Here is a 16,587-nt window from a genome sequence, read left to right as displayed (position 1 = left end):
GAACGACCTATACTCAAGTCCTATGACAGAACGCAACGCCGATGCATCGGCCGACAAACCGGTGTTTGCCGCCGAGCTTTTCCCCCACCGTTCGCTCGGGCGAAAGGGGTTCAAGGCGATGCTCGTCCTGGCTGGCGCCGTCTGCATGTTTTACGGCGGGCTCTTCATCATCAAAGGCGCCTGGCCCATCGGAATATTCTTCGGGGCCGATTTCCTGCTTCTCTACGCAGCCTTCTGGGTGAGCTACCGTTCCGGGCGGGTGCGGGAAGAGGTTACCGTGTCGCGGACCGAGGTTTCGGTGCGGAAATTTTCGCCATCCGGCCGGATGATTGAACACCGCTTCAATCCGTTCTGGGCGCGGTTTCACGTGCTGCGCCGCAAGGGCGTCGGCATCTGGTCGATGCGCATCCACGGCGAGGGGCAAAGGACGGAGATCGGGTCTTTCCTCAATCCCGAGGATCGCGAGAGTTTCGCCAAGGCATTTGTCGGCGCCCTGGCGACGGTCCGACGGCGAATTTAGCGCAATTACAAAATGCCACCAGGCCCGGCATCCATAGACACGGCATGTCCGCGATCGTGTGGCATGGGGTTGCGAGGGAAATTCGTGGCGAGCCGGAGCGAACGCCAAGGTATGAGGCAAGTGGGCGCAGTTTGGCGTGTTTCATTTCCTAAGTCGGCCGCATCTTCGACGATACATTGACGAGATCATCTTCCGGATGAACCGGCGCGAGATCAAGCGTAGGGCGTATCGCAAGGCTGGACGTATGTCGCTGGTGCTGAGCTACATCAGCTTCGAGGAGCATCTGAAGATCATTGTTCCCTTGCTTGGACAAAACGCGCAATGGTGAAATCGCTGATGGGGGTCGTGGTTGAGCCGGTATCGATCAACTCGGCCATGACGTCGCCAACGCCCGGGCCTAGCTGAAACCCCGCACCGCAAAAGCCGAACGCATAATACAGGCCACTGACCTTTCCTGACGCGCCCATGATTGGCAGGTCGTCGCTCATATAGCCTTCGACGCCTGACCAAGTCCTGATAATTCTTAGATGCCGCAATGCCGGCACCAGGCGGACCAACTGCAGAAACTGCGGCGCTAGGTTTGCCGGATCGAATTTCGAGCGCCCGACTTCGAGGCTCACCGGCCCGCGCCGAACGCCGCCGAAGATGACATTTCCGCGTGGAATTTGACGAAGATAGATGACCTCGTCCGGAATGCTTGTCGAAACGCCCACGACCGGCCGAATGAAGTAGGGGGCAGGCTCCGTAACGCCCATTTGCGGGCCCCCTGGCGTGATCGGTACGGCCTCGCCAAAGGCTGCCGCCAGTCTTCCGCCCCAGGCCCCATTGGAAATCAACGCACATGGTGCGCTAAACAGGCCTTGTGGGGTCTCGGCTTGAAAATCGTCCCCGACCTTTTCGAGAGAAAGGACCTCGCAATTTTCCACGACGGTGGCCCCGTCACGTGTCGCCGCGCGTGCGAATGCTGGCGTCGCCAGGCGCGGATTAGCATGGCCGTCGTTGGGCGAGTAAGACCCCGCAACGGCCAACCCGCCAGCAAAAGGAAACCGTTCCCGAAGTGAGTTGCGTCCGATTATTTCGAGGTCCAGCCCGAGCTGTCGCGCGTGTCGCGCATATTCCTCTATAACGCCCACCTGTTCCTTATGCCATGCAAAGCGGACATGACCGACGGGCAGAAATTCGACATCGCTTCCTGTCAGTTCGGCGATTTTGCCCCAAATGCGCCGCGAGCGATTTGCAAGTGGAAGTTGGCCGAGGAAACGACCCTGCCTTCGGACATTGCCGAAATTCACACCGCTTGCCTGCTGGCCGACGAGAAAACGCTCGAGCAAGATCACAGATCGCCCACGCTGCCGCAGAAAAAAAGCCGTCGCGGCACCCATCAACCCGCCGCCAACAATGAGAACGTCGGCCTGCCTATTCATTGTCGTTTTCCATCTTCTTGATCGAAATCGCCAACGGCTTGACGGGCGCTTGCCCGCGCAATCGACCGACGGCTTCGACTGAAGTCCCTCGGGCCGCGGCAACCAATTCTTGACTTGCCTGTCCGCAGTATCGACCCTGGCAGCGACCCATGCCTACCCTTGAAAAGGCCTTGGCGCGATTAACCTCCGGCGCGGCCATTGGGCCAGCCGCGTTGCGAAGTTCACCGGCGGTGATCATTTCACAACGGCATATGATCGTTTCATCTTGAACAGCTGCAACGTGCTGGGCCGGCCAGGGAAAGGTCTTTTGAACCCCCTTCGCAAAGCAGGCGTGCTTGCGACTTTGTTTCAGAAGCGCGCCGATTTCGACTTTCGACGCGCGCTGTCCAAGATCCTTCAACACAGCAAGAGCGGCAAGCTTGCCGCTGACTTCCGCACCGTCCGCGCCAGACAAACGCGCACCGTCACCCGCAAGGTAGATGCCTGAAACCGAGCTTCGTCCCATCTCGTCTGAACTTGGAAACCACTGCCGCGACAATGCATCGAAGGAGAACTGACATCCAGCGAGGTCGGCCAGTTGGCTTTCGCTTCGCAGATGGTAACCAATGCCTATTGCGTCGCAATCCAGGGTAACCGTCCTTGCCCGATGGTGGAACTGGAGACCGCTAACCCCAGCGGAGCCGTCGCCAAGGACCCTTTGTGGTATCGATCCCGAAAATAGCTGCACCCCGGCGCGTTTTAGCGCCCAGATGTATTTGAACCCTTTGACCAATTGTTCCGGCCGTGAGGCCATCCACGGCAGCCCGCGACAGTGGTCGTGGAATGTGGAGGTATCGATCAAAGCCACCGGTTTGATGCCGACTTTCATATACTGATAGGACACGAGGTAGAGCAAAGGCCCCGTTCCGACGAAAGCGACCCTTTGGCCAATGGCGCATGCTTGTGCCTTCAAGGCGATTTGCGATGCTCCGAGCGAATACACCCCTGGAATAGTCCAGCCCGGAAGCGGGGCAATTCGATCTGTCGCACCCGTCGCCAAGATCAATGCGTCGAACTCGACGGTCTTGGTCGATCCATCGTGCGAAACGTGCAGCGTCTTGTCCAGGAGGGCCCAAACCTGCGTATTTGGCCTGTAGTCGATTTTCGCGCCGAGGCCGTCAAAGTCCTGATGCAGCTTTAGCGCCTTTTCAGCTTCAGAACCGTAGATTGTTTTGTAACTTCTAACGAAGTTTTTCGGCTGTCGCCTATAGATCTGGCCGCCGCTTCTGTCAGCCTCATCGATCACAATGGGTCGAAAACCGCCCTGTGCCAACGTTTCCGCGGCGCGGATCCCAGCCGGCCCAGCGCCAACGATGATAATGCGCGGAGCTACACGATCTTCGGCCATATACCCTCCGGCTGGTTTGTGGTCAGACGCATTCCAGGTGTGACGGCCGTCGAGCACGCGCGCAGACGATCACCGTCCTCCGTCCAAACCCAGCAGTCTTGGCAGGCGCCCATCATGCAGAACCCCGCTCGGTGGCCGTCACCAAATTCTGAACGGCGGGCATAACCGACCGTCAACATCAACACGACGAGAAGCGTGTCAGCCTCCAGCGCTTCGATCGGGCGTCCATCGATCGTCAAAAAGACGAGTTGGCGATTTTCCTCTGCGATGCGCCTGAAGCGGGCAGCCATGCTCTCTCTCCTTAAATCAATGCCAAAACATCCCGTCTCGACGATGATGCGGACCGGCGCCAAAATGTGCCAATCGTAAGCGTTGATGGATCTCTAACCCAAGGTTATAGGTTGTTTTGGAAGCCGGGAGTGACGCAGTATGAACGCGAGGCAGCTGGAAGTATTCCGAGCAATAATGCGTGACGGCTCTCTCACTGCCGCGGCAAACTCTCTGGCGGTCTCCCAACCCGCAGTAAGCAAGGTTCTACAGCATTTCGAAAGCCAGTTGGGCTATAGGCTGTTTGAGCGAATTGGCGGACGATTGACGCCGACCGCCGAGGCACATTTGCTGTACGACGACGCCGACCGCGTATTCCGTGAACTCGAAGTGTTGAAGGAATTTGCTCAGACGATCGGTGAACGAAAGGTGGGCCTTTTGCGCATCGGCGCCAGCTTGCCGATTATCTTTTCTGTGATGCCGGCCGCCTTGACAATATTTAGGAAGACGCATCCAACGGTTGACGTGCACTTGCATACCCTCCCACAGCGCGAGGTCACCGAACAGCTTTTGATTGGGGATATCGACATTGGGCTGACCTTGTCGACGATTCAGGCGCCCACGGTGAAGAGTGAGATCCTCTCGTCTTTCGCGATTGTCGCGCTCATGTCCGCAGCAGATCCCCTTGCAAACAAACAGCAAATTGAAGCAGGCGATCTATCCGACCGTTCGTTGATTTCCTACGGCTCCGCCGCGGAGGTTCGCGGACCGCTTGACGAAGCTTTCAAGGCCGCCGGCGTCCAGCGCCGGACGGCCATTCAAGTTTCGTCATCAATCGCTGCGGCACCACTGGTGCAGGCCGGGCTCGGAATTGGCCTTGTCGATGGTCTGGTGGCGTGGCATCGCTTTGAAGGCCTCGTTGCCCGACCGTTTGTGCCGTCGGTCATCATGAACCTAGCGATATCGACCAACATGGCACGGCCAGGTTCGCGCTTCTATCCTACCATCCTGCAAAACCTGCGCGATGCGATCAGCGCGAATTAGAACAGTCAGGACGTTTTGGACAAGGTCGCCGCAGAGCCATGTCGATTCCAGTCTGCATGGAATGTAAAACTATCCGTATTGCTCGCCCGATGGCGAGAGGCCGTAGAGCCCTCGCATCTCGGCAAAAACGTCCCTCATCTGAACGTCGATCGGTCGTCTATCAGCGGTGAGTTCGTCTACCCTATCAAAGATGCGGTGCTTGAGAAAGAAGCGCCAGCGTGTCGGTGTCATGGCAAGAAACTCGGTCAAAAGATCGTATCGATCAGACGTCCAGACCGCCTCAAATGCTTTGCGTTCTTCGCCATGCGTTATGATTTCAAGAGAAACCGCGCTCCTGCCGCCACGTGCCACTACAGTTCCGACCTGATCAACACAGCCGTCCTTGATGACAACGCCATAGTCCAGCCGTGCGCTTTGCAGTGAAACCGCGCCCTTTCGCACATCATCAAACACCATTCGAACGGGGCGCGTGAATGGGTCACCATAGCCGCCTGCGCCGGGTCCGATCACACGGATCACATCGCCAGGGTCACATTTGACGACGTCCGTGTTACCCAACGAGATTTCGCTGGGTTGGCCGGGGTTGCGATGAAAACTCGACACCTTGCCCGGATGGGCGCCATTCACCCCCCAACCGGACATGATCGATCGATTTCTGTTTCGGGCCGTTACCACCGTTTCGGGTGTGCAGACCTCGAATTCCATGATCGCTGAAAGGCCGCCGCGATATCTCCCCGGTGCCCCAGTGTCGGGCTCCAGACCATACCGGAGGAAGCGTATCGGGACCTCCGCTTCGCTGATTTCGATCGGCGTATTGCTAAGAAACCCCGTTGCTCCTCCGGCACCATCGCTTCCATCGCCAAAGGGCGTACCGCCGCCGCCGCCGCCAACCGGCCCGATAGATGCCATAACAGGGCGCCCGTTGCGGGAGCTTGTTTTGATATTCATAATAGCATTGCCACCGGGTGACGACGCCGGCATCAATTCCGGAAGTGCCTTCACGAAGGCGCCAAGCGTGACGATCTGCGTCATGGCACAGGTCAAGGAGCGAAGGCCGACTGCCGCGGGAGGCGAACAATTGACGATGGTCCCTTCGGGCAGGATCGCTCTTGCGGGTCTGAGCGTGCCTGCGTTCAGAAGCAGGCTATTATCCAATGTGAATAGAACATAGGTCAATCCCACCATTACCAGCGGATGCCGCTCTCGACCGCCCGTAGGCATGTTGAGCGACGAGCCCAACTGGGGATCGCTTCCGGTATAGTCAAGGATAACTTCGTCGCCGCGTATCTTGACGGTGAGCGCCACCCTGCAAGGTTTCCCGCCAACCGAATCTTCGTCCGCATAGTCTGAGAAAAAATAGTCGCCGTCTGGGACACTTGTCAGAATTTGACGGGTTTGCGCCTCGGCATAATCAAGAATTTGGCTTACGCCTTCTAGAAAGACCTCTAAGCCGAAACGCCGCACGATCTCCTGCATCTTCCGCTCGCCAATATTAACGGACGCGATCTGGGCGTGCAGATCTCCCAGATTCTGTGTGGGGGCGCGAACGTTTGTACGAATGATTTCAAGCACGAAGGTGTTTATCATCCCGTTTTCGACAAGCTTGACCGGCGGGATCCGCAGTCCCTCCTGCTCGATTTCGCTCAGCGTTCTTGATAGCGATGCGGGAACAGCTCCGCCAACATCGGTGTTGTGGATGTGCCCAACGACAAAGCATGCAATCTTTCCATCATGGAAGACCGGTTTCCAGATATGAATATCTGGCGAATGGGTCGCGACGTATCCGCTATAGGGATCGTTGGTAATACAGATGTCGCCTTCGCTGTAGGCGTCAAACATGGCCAGAAGCGGCGCGTAGTCGATGCCGCTGTACCATGGCGCGCCGAATTGGCGGGGATTGGCGAATGCCAAGCCCTCGCGCGTCACGACCTGGCAGCTGAAATCTTCAGTCTCTTTGACAAATGCCGAATGTGCCGTGCGCATGAGCGTGAAACTCATCGCATCGGCAGCAGCTGAGCAGAAATTTGCGAGGACCTTCAGATTGCGACGATCAATGGACATATCAAAACTCCGACTTGGTGATGACAAGATTGCCGAACCGATCAACTGCTACGGCGAACTGCGGGGGAACGACGGTCGTGGTGTCATCCTGCGCGACAATGGCCGGTCCGCTAAAGCTGTGCCCCGACTTGAGTTCGTGGCGATGATAAACAGCCGTTCGGTGCTGCCGACCCGAGAACCAACTTTCCAAGAAGAGATAGGGCTGTGCTGGCTCCGTCGCCGTCGCGATTTCCATAAGCTTCGGCTTGGGTGTCGCACCGGAGATGACGAAACGCAGGTTTACCATCTGCACCGGCGCATGTTCATCGGCATGGCCATAAAGGCGGTTGTGCTGGTCGTGAAATGCGTTCGCAATTGCCTTGACATCACCTGAACGCACCCACTCACTGCGAAGTGGTGCCTCGATCTCAAATGATTGGCCAAGATAGCGCATATCCGCGGACAACTGGACATCGCCTTCACCCGAATGACCTTGGGCGGTCAGCCATTCACGTCCAGAATTCTCCAATTCATCGAGAATGGGCAGCAAGCTGAGGATTTCATCCTTCGTTACATCGCAGTAGGTGGTACGGATAAAGTCATTCTTGAGGTCTGCGATGAGGCCGCCAAGAGCCGAAACCACGCCGGGTGTGGGTGGAACGATGACGCCCCGCATATCGAGTTCGTGCGCTAGGAAACATGCCAGCATTGCGCCGGCACCGCCGAAAGCAAAAAGATGATACTCGCGCGGATCAATGGCAAAGCGCGACACAAGCGCACTTACCTCGGCGTACATTCCCGAAACCGAAATATCGATAATATTGCCGGCAAGTATCTCCACGGCGACGCCGAGTTGCACGGCAATTGGCTCCATGGCGGTAAAGGAAGCAGTTTTATCGACGGAAACGGCGCCGTATCCAAGTGGCATAAATCCTATCAGGTTTGATACGGCCATCGCATCGGTTATCGTGGGTCGAGTTCCGCCACGGCCGTAGCATGCCGGTCCCGGCGTCGAGCCGGCACTTTCCGGGCCGACTTGCAGCATGCCAAGGGTATCGACCCATGCAATCGAGCCGCCACCTTGACCCACCGAGCTTACTGCGACCGAGGGAACGTGGATCTGAAAGTCGCCGATAAGCTCTCCAATCCCATATTGCGGGCTGCCATCGACAATGACTGCAACATCAGCACTGGTTCCGCCGATATCCAAGCTCATGACACGGTCAAATCCGCTCGCCATGGCGAAATAGCCGGCACCGATGACACCGGAGGCCGTGCCTGATAAGATCATCTGGACACACTCACCGCGGGCTTGATCTATGCCCATCACGCCACCATTGGTCTTGGTGATATGCAACGGGCAGGTGACACCCTTTCCCTTTAGGACCTCCTCAAAGCGGTTGAGATAACGAGCGACACGGGGACGAACATATCCACTTATCACCGACGTAATCGTGCGCTCATACTCACGGATGATCGGCCAGGTTTCGGCCGACGTCACGACGGGGAGATGAGGTGCAAGTTTCTCGATGATGCTCTTTACGGCCCGTTCGTTGGCCGCATTTCGATAGGAGTGCAGGAAAGACAGGACAATCCCCTGACATCCGGCGGCTATCGCTGCCTCGACTGCTCTTGCGACGTCATCTTCAGCCGGTGAGATAGTGATCTCTCCGGTGGCAAGCGTGCGTTCATTGATTCCGAAGACACGGTCGCGGGAAATCAACGGCTTGGGTCGAGCGGAATACAGATTGTGAATCTGCGGAACTTTTAGGCGTGCGACTTCAAGAACATCTTCAAAATTCTTGGTCGTGAACAGCGCAATGTCATGCCCGTTGCGCTGGATTACTGTGTTAACACCGACCGTGGTGCCATGGGTGAAGTATTCAATTTCTGCGGGTTCGATGCCATCGCGGCTCTTAAGTATGTCGAGTGCGAGCAGGATTTCTTCGCCAGGTGCGTCCGGTCTGGAAAATACTTTCAGTGTTGAAAGAGCGCCCGTTTCGTCGTCGAAGACCGCAAAATCCGTGAAGGATCCACCGACATCCACTCCTACCCTGTAACTCATTCCAATCTCCTGTTGTACTGCGACAAAGATGATGGAAAGCTGATGGATTGACCAAGAGATAGTTGGGATAGATCCATAACCGGTAGTTATGACGTCGGCATCCGCTGCTTCGAAACTGAGGCGAGCAGGTCACAGCGCAGAGGGGAGGCGGACTATCCCGCTCAAGCAGGAAGCCCAATCAGTTGCACGGACCAACGCGGTGAGCCGCATTGGGACGCACCCCCGAAACAGGCTCTGTATCTGCAATTAATGAACCGTCTGCGCCGGGACTGATAGCCGACGGTCATCGACATCCGATCTGGGAGAACATGTCGGCGAGCCGTTGGCTCAGAAATCGGCGACTTGGCCCCACACGGAGGACTTGAACCGTTCCGGCCGATACGGCCTGGGGTCGACGATCGGCGTTTGGCCAGTGGCGATATCAGCGATCAGGTGGCCCGCACCCGGGCCGATTCCGAAACCATGGCCGCTGAACCCGGCGGCCAGGATGAAACCAGGAACGCTGCCGATTTCGCCGATAGCTGGGACCCCATCGGGTGTTGAGTCGATGTAGCCGCCCCATTCTGCAATTACGCGCGACTGTGCCAGGGCAGGAAGCAGCGCAACCGCGCGCCGGTGTGTGAGCGCTATCGTTCCCGCATCGGGGCGCGGGTCGAGAACGCGCATCCGCTCCATCGGTGTCGGACGGTCGAGGTTCCAGCGCCGTAGCGTCTCATGGCCAGAGCGCCAGCCTTCCAGCCCACCGGGAGCCAGAACACGCCACCGACGCAGGAACATTGGCAGAAACTGCGGGGCGAAACGCATCTGCTGAAGGGTCGGATCGACCCTTCCGCGTCCAGTGATAGCAAGTCGGTAGCCTCCAGCGCTGTGCCGCGTCACTGAAACTCGAGACGTGTGGAGCGCGTCAGGAAGCACGTCCAGCCCCGCTGTAACGGACATGATGGAGGATCGGATCGTAGCTTGAGGGAAACGAATACCCAGTTGGTGGCAGAAGGAGGACGCCCAAGCGCCACCCGCCATGATGGCAATCGGCGTCCTGATGGTGCCTTTTTCAGTGACAATCGCGCTCAGTCGACCGCCGCTTGTCTCGATGCCGCGCGCAGCGCAGTTCTGCAGAACCGTGCCGCCAAATTTCACAATTGCCCGCGCAACGGCTGGAGCCGCGCGAGATGGATCCGCGGTACCGTCGGTTGGCGACAAAACACCGCCTTTCCAAGGGCGACCGGTCTGACGACCGCGCTCGCTGGCTTCCCGACTATCCAGCATATTCGTTGTGACACCTGCTGTCTTGGCGAAGTCCCGCCAGCGCGCCCATTTTTCGATCTCGATGTCGTCATTGCTGAGATACAACAGCCCGCAACGGCTAAAGCCGGTGTCCTCGCCGGTTTCAGCGGCAAAACGCTCCCACAACTCAAGGCTCTTCGTCGCGATTGGCAATTCACGTGCATCGCGGTTCTGCTGGCGGCACCAACCCCAATTGCGGCTGGATTGTTCCGCGCCGATCCGACCTTTTTCAAGCAGGACGACCTTTAGTCCCCGCCGGGCGAGGTAATAGCCGGTGAATACGCCGACAATGCCGCCACCAATGACGACGACGTCCGCAGTCTCCGGCCGCGTCGGGTGCGTTTTTACCAGTTGCAAAGGGGCGGGCATGAACGTTCTCCGGCTTCGGCACGCGTGTGACTTTGTTGCGGCTATTTTAACTTTGGAAGTTGCCCGGAGTGACGGGAGTTGGCGGTATACCGGTATTTTCTTCCATACCTCTGGCATGCCGCAGTCTAATGTTCTGGTCGCGGGGGCAGGCCGGAAGATGCGTGATCTAGTCGGGTTCGGTGGCCGCAATCGCATCCAGTTCGACAAGATAACCGCAGTGCAGTTCCGGCACTGGCACCACCGTTCGTACCGGCCTGGCCTGCGCGAACCTCTCGGCGAAGATGGCATTGAACGAGGGCCAGTGCTCAACGCCTGCAATATAAGCGGTTACCCTCAGGATCCGGTCCGTTGAACTAGACATAGTGGCCATCTTCATCGTTCGTGGCCCACCGTACTGCAATGCTATTGACTCCGCTGTACCAATTCGATCAGGGAATAGCCGAATGGGCCAATCAAGATGCGGTGCGACGTTGACCAGCTATAACGCCTGTCTCTCGGTTTAGAAACGAAACCTCTCGCGGTTCGTCGCCGACAAACTGACCCGTTGAGAGCTTTCGAATCTTTGCAAACCGAGGCGTCCCAATAACAGCACATGACGTCAGTATTCAGGTGATGCGACCTTGGGCAATGCTGCTGCAAGTGCGTCGATAGCAGACCGCACGCGGGTGGGAAGGTGAGATCCCTCTGGCCACACGGCCCACACTTCCGACACGTGAGGTGATATCTGGTGCATTACTCTTACGAGTTCTCCGGATTTGAGGCGGTTCCTGACAAGCCAGTATGGAAGCCACGCCAGCCCGAGGCCTTCTGCGGCGGCATCTGCGATGGCATCCAGATCGTCGAAACGGAATCGAGAGGTCGGGTTGAACTTGTAAGCAGCCCCGTCATGTTGCAGCGCCCAAGGCTGCACCCAACCGCTGCGCCCATATGTGATGGTATCGTGCAAGGCAAGGTCTGACACGGTTTCCGGCTCGCCTCGGGCTTGGAGATAAGCCGGGGCGGCGTACACCATCGTTTCCTCGTGGCCGATACGACGGATTCGCATTCCCGCCCCATTACCCGGAGAGCCATTGCGGATCGCTAGGTCGAAGCCTTCCTCCAACAGATCGACTTTGCGGTCGCTGAAATTAAGCTCCAATTCGAGCTCTGAGTGCGCCCTCGCAAGATCCCTGAGAATCGGCGCTACACACATGCGGCCGAACAAGACCGGCATAGACGCTCTAAGCTTCCCACGCGGCTTGCTCAAACCCGACTCGAAAGCTGACTCGGCAGAACGAATTTCCGAAATTGCTCTCTGGCAATGTTCAAAAAAGAGCTGTCCGTCTGCGGTGACGTTCTGGTGGCGGGTGGTTCGATCGAACAGCCTGACCTTTAGCTCGGCCTCCAGGCGGGCGACCGCCCTCCCAACTGAAGACCTCGACAGGTTCAACCGCCGGCCGGCTTCGGAAAAACCTCTAGCCTCAACCGCGCAGATGAAAACTGGGATATCACTCATGGGTATTGTCATGCATTTATTGTAGTGTCAAACGCACCATAGTCGAGCAAAAACGGCGCAACTGTAGCACCTAGCGAAGTGATAGCGTCCCTTTCATTGGTCAAGAAAGGATTGAAGTCATGCAGAAGCAAATGCGTCGCTGGGAATTGTCGGCTTTCGGCCGGGAGAATCTAAAGCTCAAAGACGTGCCGATTCCCGCGTTTGGAGACGATGAGGTGCTCGTCAAGGTCAACGCAGTCGCACTCAACTACCGCGATCAAGACGTTATCGCTGGAAACCTAGGCCCGCTCACCTGGCCGGCGACGCTGGCATCCGACATGTCGGGGACGGTCGTGAGAACAGGAAACTCCGTCAAGGAATTCGCGGTCGGTAATCGGGTTCTCTCGACATTCTTTCCGGAGTGGAAAGATGGTCGACCGCTCGGATCTGGCCGGCAAGCCTATTATCAGGCGCTCGGCGGTCACTATCCGGGCGTGCTGTCAGAATATGCGGTCTTTCCGGCTGCCTGGCTGACAAAAGGCCCGTCGTCGCTGGACGAGGCCGAGGCCAGTACCTTGCCGTGCGCCGGCTTGACGGCCTGGTTTGCTCTCGTCGAATTAGGTCACCTCAGCAATGGCCAAACCGTCCTGATCGAGGGCACAGGCGGCGTCGCGCTGTTCGGCGCCCAGATCGCGAAAGCGAAGGGTGCGACTGTCATCCTCGTTTCCGGCAGTGACGAGAAGCTCGAGAGGGCGAAGGCGCTGGGGATTGCTGACTTCGTGATCAACCGAAATCACGAGGACTGGGTCGAGAAGGTCTACGATATCACAGCGGACCGTGGCGTCGATCACGTTCTTGAAGTTGTTGGCGGACCCCATCTGGCCAAGGCGCTTGCCGCCGTTACACCCGGCGGCCATATATCCATGATTGGCGTCCTGGAAGGCAATCATTTATCCGCGTCCGTCGGCCCGCTCCTTCTGAAGGGGCCCGTCATTCAGGGTATTGCTGTTGGACATCACCGGGCTCAGAACGACTTGGTCAAGGCGGTCGATGAACTGGAACTGAAACCGATCATCGACGCTCGCTACAGCTTATCAGACCTCCCGCAAGCCCTCGAGCATCTCAATCGCGGTGCTTTCGGCAAGATCGTCATCGATCTCTCGCTTTGATCAAGCACACCAGAAAACGAAGTGTTCTGGAAAGCATCCCCAAAGGCACCGAATCGTCGTTCTGAAATGCCGCTAGACCTGGCGAAAGCCTGCGCGCCTTTGCCAGGTCTAATTTATCAAATTCGCCTTTGTTTCGTAGCTAAGTGCAAAATTATATTTCATGCGCAAAAAGCCGTATTCCACTCGGCTCAATTGTCATACGATGCAATTCCGGAATTTAGCGGGTTGTGCAAGAAATGGGTGGCAACCCTGCCAAGGAATGATCATCTTCGGGTCAAAGGAGAAAGATCATGAATATGGTACCTCAGCTCCAGGCTGACATCACGCCCGAGGGCCCTGACTACGATATCGTCCGCAATGTCATCGAATATCTGACGCTGGAATATCGCGAGCAACCTTCGCTCGAGGCGATTGCTGCTCACCTGCACCAATCACCGACGCAATTGCAAAAGACCTTCACACGCTGGGCGGGCCTTTCGCCCAAGGCATTTCTGCAGGCCGTGACCCTCGACCATGCCAAACGACTGTTGCGGCAGGAAAACATGCCGCTGCTCGAGACCTCGATCGAGGTTGGCCTTTCCGGCCCGAGCCGGCTGCATGACCTTTTCGTTACGCATGAGGCGATGTCGCCCGGCGAATGGAAGGCAAAGGGCGGTGGGCTTGTCATCCGCTATGGCTTCCACCAGAGCCCGTTTGGGACGGCGCTGGTCATGACGACGGATCGCGGTCTTGCGGGTCTTGCCTTCGGCGACGGCGGCGACAATGGGGCCTGCCTTGCCGACATGACGTCGCGCTGGCCGAACGCGAAATTCGTCGAGGATACCGAGGCAACGAAGAGCTATGCCAGGCGCATCTTCGAGCCGGGCAACTGGTCGTCGGATCAGCCGCTGCGAATAGTCCTGCTCGGCACCGACTTCCAAGTTCGCGTCTGGCAATGCCTGTTGAAGATCCCCATGGGCCGGGCTGTCACCTATTCGGATATCGCCAGGGACATCGGGCAGCCGACGGCCAGCCGGGCGGTTGGCGCCGCCGTCGGCAGCAACCCGATTTCCTTCGTCGTGCCATGCCACCGCGCGATCGGCAAGAACGGCGCTTTGACCGGATATCATTGGGGCCTGACGCGCAAGCGGGCGATGCTTGGGTGGGAAGCCGGCAAGGCTTAAGGCGGAAGGCTGGAGTCAGGCCGCTATAGCCTGGCTTTCGTGGAGTTCGAGGAGCGCCTTGGCGGCGCTTTCGTCTGTTATCAGCGTGTTGCAGCCGATCCTCTTTATCGTGGCGTTGATCGCCACTGCGCGATGCGCCCCGCCTGAGGACAGGACGATGTGGCGGGCTTTCTTCAGCGTGTCGAGATCGACCGACATGACGCGGCTGTTGATGCTGTGATCGATCGAATTGCCTTCGGCATCGAGGAAATTGAACATGGTATCGCAGACGCAGCCGGCCGCGATCAATTCGTCCAGCTCGGCCGGCGAGATGAAGCCCTCCGACAGCGATGTGGAATGCGGGCCTATGTCGCCGCAGCTGACGATGGCAAGATCAAGGTCTTCGGCAAGGCGGTAGATCGATTCCAACCCGCATTTTTCGATGAGATTGCGCTTGGTGGCGATGGAATCGACCAGAAGCGGCGCCAGAAACATGTAGCATTCGGCACCGAGCTGACTTGCCAGTCTCCAGGTATAGTCGATGGGGTTGGTCTGGTGCACGGCGACGATGCCGCCAAGCAGAGAAACGACCTTGCAGTTGTCGCGGCGAGGCGGGCGAAAGCTTGCCAGCGACGCCGTCATCGTCCGGCCCCAGCCGACGCCGATGGTATAGTCATCGGGAATGGCTTCCGACAGAAACTGGCCGAGCGCCAGGCCGACGCATTTTGCCTGTGCGTTCGCATCGGCGCTTGCCGGGGCCGGCACGACGATTGCCTCGTCCAGCCCGAAGGCGCGCTCGAGCTTGATGGCCAGCTCGACACAATCGTCGATGCCCTCGTTGATCCAGATCTGCACCTCGCTGCGGCGCATTGCCTCGTCAAGCAAGCGGATGACGGTAGTACGGCTGATGCCGAGCTGCTCGGCGACATCCTTCTGCGTCAGGCCCTGGTTGTAATAGAGCCAGGCTGCCCGAAGCCGCAGCGACGCCGTTTCGGAATAGGCGGTGTGCGTTCCCCGTCTGAGCTTGACCACGGATCCTCCGAAAAATAGCGTCCGACATTGCGATCGCAAATGACAAGAGCAGCACTTTTGCGCATGATAGAATTCGCAATGCCGGCCTCGTCGCCATTGATATTCTATGACATGAAACTTATGTCAATTGAAATGCACAAATGTCCTTGACTTTCAGCCGCTGGATTGGCGATAGTCGAGGTGAGGAATTCGGTCTTGTCCACGAGGAGGACAATGTGCGGGTCTGCGGGGCTGTCGCCCATGGAACATTCCCTTCGGCAAATCCGTTGTTGGCGGATTGGACAAGGGAAGCGGTCATCCGCCTGAAACATTCGTACCGTCTACGAGAAAGCCGGACGGGATTTGCGCCGGTCAACAGTCTCAATTCAACGAGGATATCCATCATGACTTCCAAACTTGACCAACTCCGCGGCATGACGACCGTCGTCGCCGACACCGGTGATATCGAGGCCGTGGCTCGACTGAAGCCGGTCGATTGCACGACAAATCCGTCCATCGTTTTGAAGGCGCTCGGAACGCCGATGTTTGCCGACACCTTCAAGGAAGCGGTTGCCTGGGGCAGGAAGCAGTCCGGCAATCCGGAAGCGGTCGCATCTTCCGTCGCCGACCGCCTGGCGATTTCAGTCGGTGCTGCCTTGTCGAAGCTCGTCCCCGGTCGCGTCTCGACCGAAGTGGATGCCGACCTCTCCTACGACACCCAGGCTTCCATCGCCAAGGCGCATAGCATTGTTGCTGCCTATAAGGAGCGCGGCATCGAAAAGGACCGGATCCTGATCAAGCTCGCCTCGACCTGGGAAGGCATCCGCGCTGCCGAAGTGCTCCAGAAAGAAGGCATCGACTGCAATCTGACGCTGCTGTTCAGCAAGGCGCAGGCCGTTGCCTGCGCCGACGCCAAGGTGTTCCTGATCTCGCCCTTCGTCGGCCGCATTCTCGACTGGTACAAGAAGTCGACCGGCAAGGACTACACGCCGGAAGAAGATCCGGGCGTTCTGTCCGTCCGTGATATCTACAACTACTACAAGGCCAATGATATCAAGACGATCGTCATGGGCGCCTCGTTCCGAAGTGCTGCCGAAGTCGAGGCGCTGGCTGGCTGCGACCGCCTGACCATCAGCCCCAATCTGCTCGACGAATTGTCTAAGGACGAAGGCAAGCTCGAGCGCAAGCTTTCGCCCGACAACAAGAAGCCGGCCGCAAAGATTGCGATCGACGAGAAGACCTTCCGCTGGATGATGAACGAAGATGCGATGGCAACAGAAAAGCTTGCCGAAGGCATCCGTCAGTTCGCCAAGGATCTCGTGACCCTGCGCACGATGGTCACCAAGGAGCTGCAGCTCGCTGCCGCTTGAGCAATAGAGGTCTGAAACAAT

The 16,587-nt window shown here is 57.8% G+C and carries 14 protein-coding genes and 1 pseudogene; 6 read left to right on the top strand and 9 right to left on the bottom strand.

The window, feature by feature from the left end; translation table 11 throughout:
- The first annotated feature begins 22 nt into the window (after positions 1 to 22).
- Positions 23 to 520, top strand: a complete 498-nt coding sequence (locus AB4Z52_RS15585) for a DUF2244 domain-containing protein (protein WP_442218903.1) — start codon at positions 23 to 25, stop codon at positions 518 to 520.
- Between the two features lie 290 nt (positions 521 to 810).
- On the opposite strand, the gene AB4Z52_RS15580 is transcribed toward AB4Z52_RS15585, so the two are convergent.
- Genes AB4Z52_RS15580 through AB4Z52_RS15570 form a run of 3 tightly spaced genes read right to left on the bottom strand, consistent with a single transcriptional unit; the run spans position 811 to position 3,621 of the window.
- A complete protein-coding gene (locus AB4Z52_RS15580; RefSeq protein WP_442218902.1) occupies positions 811 to 1,902 on the bottom strand; it encodes an NAD(P)/FAD-dependent oxidoreductase in 1,092 nt (363 codons plus the stop codon).
- 34 nt (positions 1,903 to 1,936) lie between these two features.
- Positions 1,937 to 3,331: an FAD-dependent oxidoreductase gene (locus tag AB4Z52_RS15575; RefSeq protein WP_442218833.1), complete on the bottom strand. Its 1,395-nt coding sequence runs from the start codon at positions 3,329 to 3,331 to the stop codon at positions 1,937 to 1,939.
- Complete coding sequence (locus AB4Z52_RS15570; protein ID WP_442218832.1) at positions 3,313 to 3,621, bottom strand: (2Fe-2S)-binding protein; 309 nt, start codon at positions 3,619 to 3,621, stop codon at positions 3,313 to 3,315. Before AB4Z52_RS15570 ends, AB4Z52_RS15575 begins: the two co-directional genes overlap by 19 nt.
- Positions 3,622 to 3,760: 139 nt before the next feature.
- Here AB4Z52_RS15570 and AB4Z52_RS15565 point away from each other — a divergent pair.
- Positions 3,761 to 3,931: pseudogene (locus tag AB4Z52_RS15565) on the top strand (LysR family transcriptional regulator); the annotation flags it as partial.
- Between the two features lie 105 nt (positions 3,932 to 4,036).
- On the top strand, positions 4,037 to 4,642 hold the full coding sequence (locus AB4Z52_RS15560) for a LysR substrate-binding domain-containing protein (protein ID WP_442218901.1): 606 nt from the start codon (positions 4,037 to 4,039) through the stop codon (positions 4,640 to 4,642).
- Between the two features lie 69 nt (positions 4,643 to 4,711).
- On the opposite strand, the gene AB4Z52_RS15555 is transcribed toward AB4Z52_RS15560, so the two are convergent.
- From AB4Z52_RS15555 to AB4Z52_RS15535, 5 genes are all read right to left on the bottom strand, one after another.
- On the bottom strand, positions 4,712 to 6,703 hold the full coding sequence (locus AB4Z52_RS15555; RefSeq protein WP_442218831.1) for a hydantoinase B/oxoprolinase family protein: 1,992 nt from the start codon (positions 6,701 to 6,703) through the stop codon (positions 4,712 to 4,714).
- A gap of 1 nt (position 6,704) precedes the next feature.
- Positions 6,705 to 8,747 carry a hydantoinase/oxoprolinase family protein gene (locus AB4Z52_RS15550; protein ID WP_442218830.1) on the bottom strand — a complete coding sequence of 681 codons (2,043 nt, stop codon included), beginning with the start codon at positions 8,745 to 8,747 and terminating at the stop codon, positions 6,705 to 6,707.
- A 327-nt stretch (positions 8,748 to 9,074) separates the two neighbouring features.
- The gene (locus AB4Z52_RS15545; RefSeq protein WP_442218829.1) at positions 9,075 to 10,400 is read right to left on the bottom strand and encodes an NAD(P)/FAD-dependent oxidoreductase; all 1,326 of its coding nucleotides are present in this window, start codon (positions 10,398 to 10,400) and stop codon (positions 9,075 to 9,077) included.
- 166 nt (positions 10,401 to 10,566) lie between these two features.
- Positions 10,567 to 10,761, bottom strand: coding sequence for a RidA family protein (locus AB4Z52_RS15540; protein WP_442218828.1), 195 nt, complete (start codon positions 10,759 to 10,761; stop codon positions 10,567 to 10,569).
- A gap of 237 nt (positions 10,762 to 10,998) precedes the next feature.
- Positions 10,999 to 11,907, bottom strand: a complete 909-nt coding sequence (locus AB4Z52_RS15535) for a LysR family transcriptional regulator (protein ID WP_442218827.1) — start codon at positions 11,905 to 11,907, stop codon at positions 10,999 to 11,001.
- A 107-nt stretch (positions 11,908 to 12,014) separates the two neighbouring features.
- On the opposite strand from AB4Z52_RS15535, the gene AB4Z52_RS15530 reads away from it, so the two are divergent.
- Together AB4Z52_RS15530 and AB4Z52_RS15525 are read left to right on the top strand one after the other, a co-directional pair.
- Positions 12,015 to 13,043, top strand: coding sequence for a zinc-dependent alcohol dehydrogenase family protein (locus AB4Z52_RS15530; protein ID WP_442218826.1), 1,029 nt, complete (start codon positions 12,015 to 12,017; stop codon positions 13,041 to 13,043).
- Positions 13,044 to 13,333: 290 nt separating this feature from the next.
- Positions 13,334 to 14,206, top strand: a complete 873-nt coding sequence (locus AB4Z52_RS15525; RefSeq protein WP_442218825.1) for a methylated-DNA--[protein]-cysteine S-methyltransferase — start codon at positions 13,334 to 13,336, stop codon at positions 14,204 to 14,206.
- Positions 14,207 to 14,221: 15 nt separating this feature from the next.
- On the opposite strand, the gene AB4Z52_RS15520 is transcribed toward AB4Z52_RS15525, so the two are convergent.
- Positions 14,222 to 15,217: a sugar-binding transcriptional regulator gene (locus tag AB4Z52_RS15520; protein WP_442218824.1), complete on the bottom strand. Its 996-nt coding sequence runs from the start codon at positions 15,215 to 15,217 to the stop codon at positions 14,222 to 14,224.
- A gap of 383 nt (positions 15,218 to 15,600) precedes the next feature.
- Between AB4Z52_RS15520 and tal the strand changes: the two genes are divergently transcribed.
- The gene (gene tal, locus AB4Z52_RS15515) at positions 15,601 to 16,566 is read left to right on the top strand and encodes a transaldolase (protein WP_442218823.1); all 966 of its coding nucleotides are present in this window, start codon (positions 15,601 to 15,603) and stop codon (positions 16,564 to 16,566) included.
- The last annotated feature ends 21 nt before the right edge of the window (positions 16,567 to 16,587 follow it).

It is taken from the genome of Rhizobium sp. 2YAF20, from assembly GCF_052114685.1.
GTDB lineage: Bacteria > Pseudomonadota > Alphaproteobacteria > Rhizobiales > Rhizobiaceae > Rhizobium.
Note: the sequence above shows the minus strand (reverse complement) of the source record. Positions and strands in the feature narration are given on the sequence as shown.

Excerpts from the sequence above, each read along its gene's own strand:
- AB4Z52_RS15585 (WP_442218903.1), top strand. The coding sequence starts at position 23 with ATGACAGAACGCAACGCCGATGCATCGGCCGACAAACCGGTGTTTGCC.
- AB4Z52_RS15580 (WP_442218902.1), bottom strand. The coding sequence starts at position 1,902 with ATGGGTGCCGCGACGGCTTTTTTTCTGCGGCAGCGTGGGCGATCTGTG.
- AB4Z52_RS15575 (WP_442218833.1), bottom strand. The coding sequence starts at position 3,331 with ATGGCCGAAGATCGTGTAGCTCCGCGCATTATCATCGTTGGCGCTGGG.
- AB4Z52_RS15570 (WP_442218832.1), bottom strand. The coding sequence starts at position 3,621 with ATGGCTGCCCGCTTCAGGCGCATCGCAGAGGAAAATCGCCAACTCGTC.
- AB4Z52_RS15555 (WP_442218831.1), bottom strand. The coding sequence starts at position 6,703 with ATGTCCATTGATCGTCGCAATCTGAAGGTCCTCGCAAATTTCTGCTCA.
- AB4Z52_RS15550 (WP_442218830.1), bottom strand. The coding sequence starts at position 8,747 with ATGAGTTACAGGGTAGGAGTGGATGTCGGTGGATCCTTCACGGATTTT.
- AB4Z52_RS15545 (WP_442218829.1), bottom strand. The coding sequence starts at position 10,400 with ATGCCCGCCCCTTTGCAACTGGTAAAAACGCACCCGACGCGGCCGGAG.
- AB4Z52_RS15540 (WP_442218828.1), bottom strand. The coding sequence starts at position 10,761 with ATGTCTAGTTCAACGGACCGGATCCTGAGGGTAACCGCTTATATTGCA.
- AB4Z52_RS15535 (WP_442218827.1), bottom strand. The coding sequence starts at position 11,907 with ATGACAATACCCATGAGTGATATCCCAGTTTTCATCTGCGCGGTTGAG.
- AB4Z52_RS15530 (WP_442218826.1), top strand. The coding sequence starts at position 12,015 with ATGCAGAAGCAAATGCGTCGCTGGGAATTGTCGGCTTTCGGCCGGGAG.
- AB4Z52_RS15525 (WP_442218825.1), top strand. The coding sequence starts at position 13,334 with ATGAATATGGTACCTCAGCTCCAGGCTGACATCACGCCCGAGGGCCCT.
- tal (WP_442218823.1), top strand. The coding sequence starts at position 15,601 with ATGACTTCCAAACTTGACCAACTCCGCGGCATGACGACCGTCGTCGCC.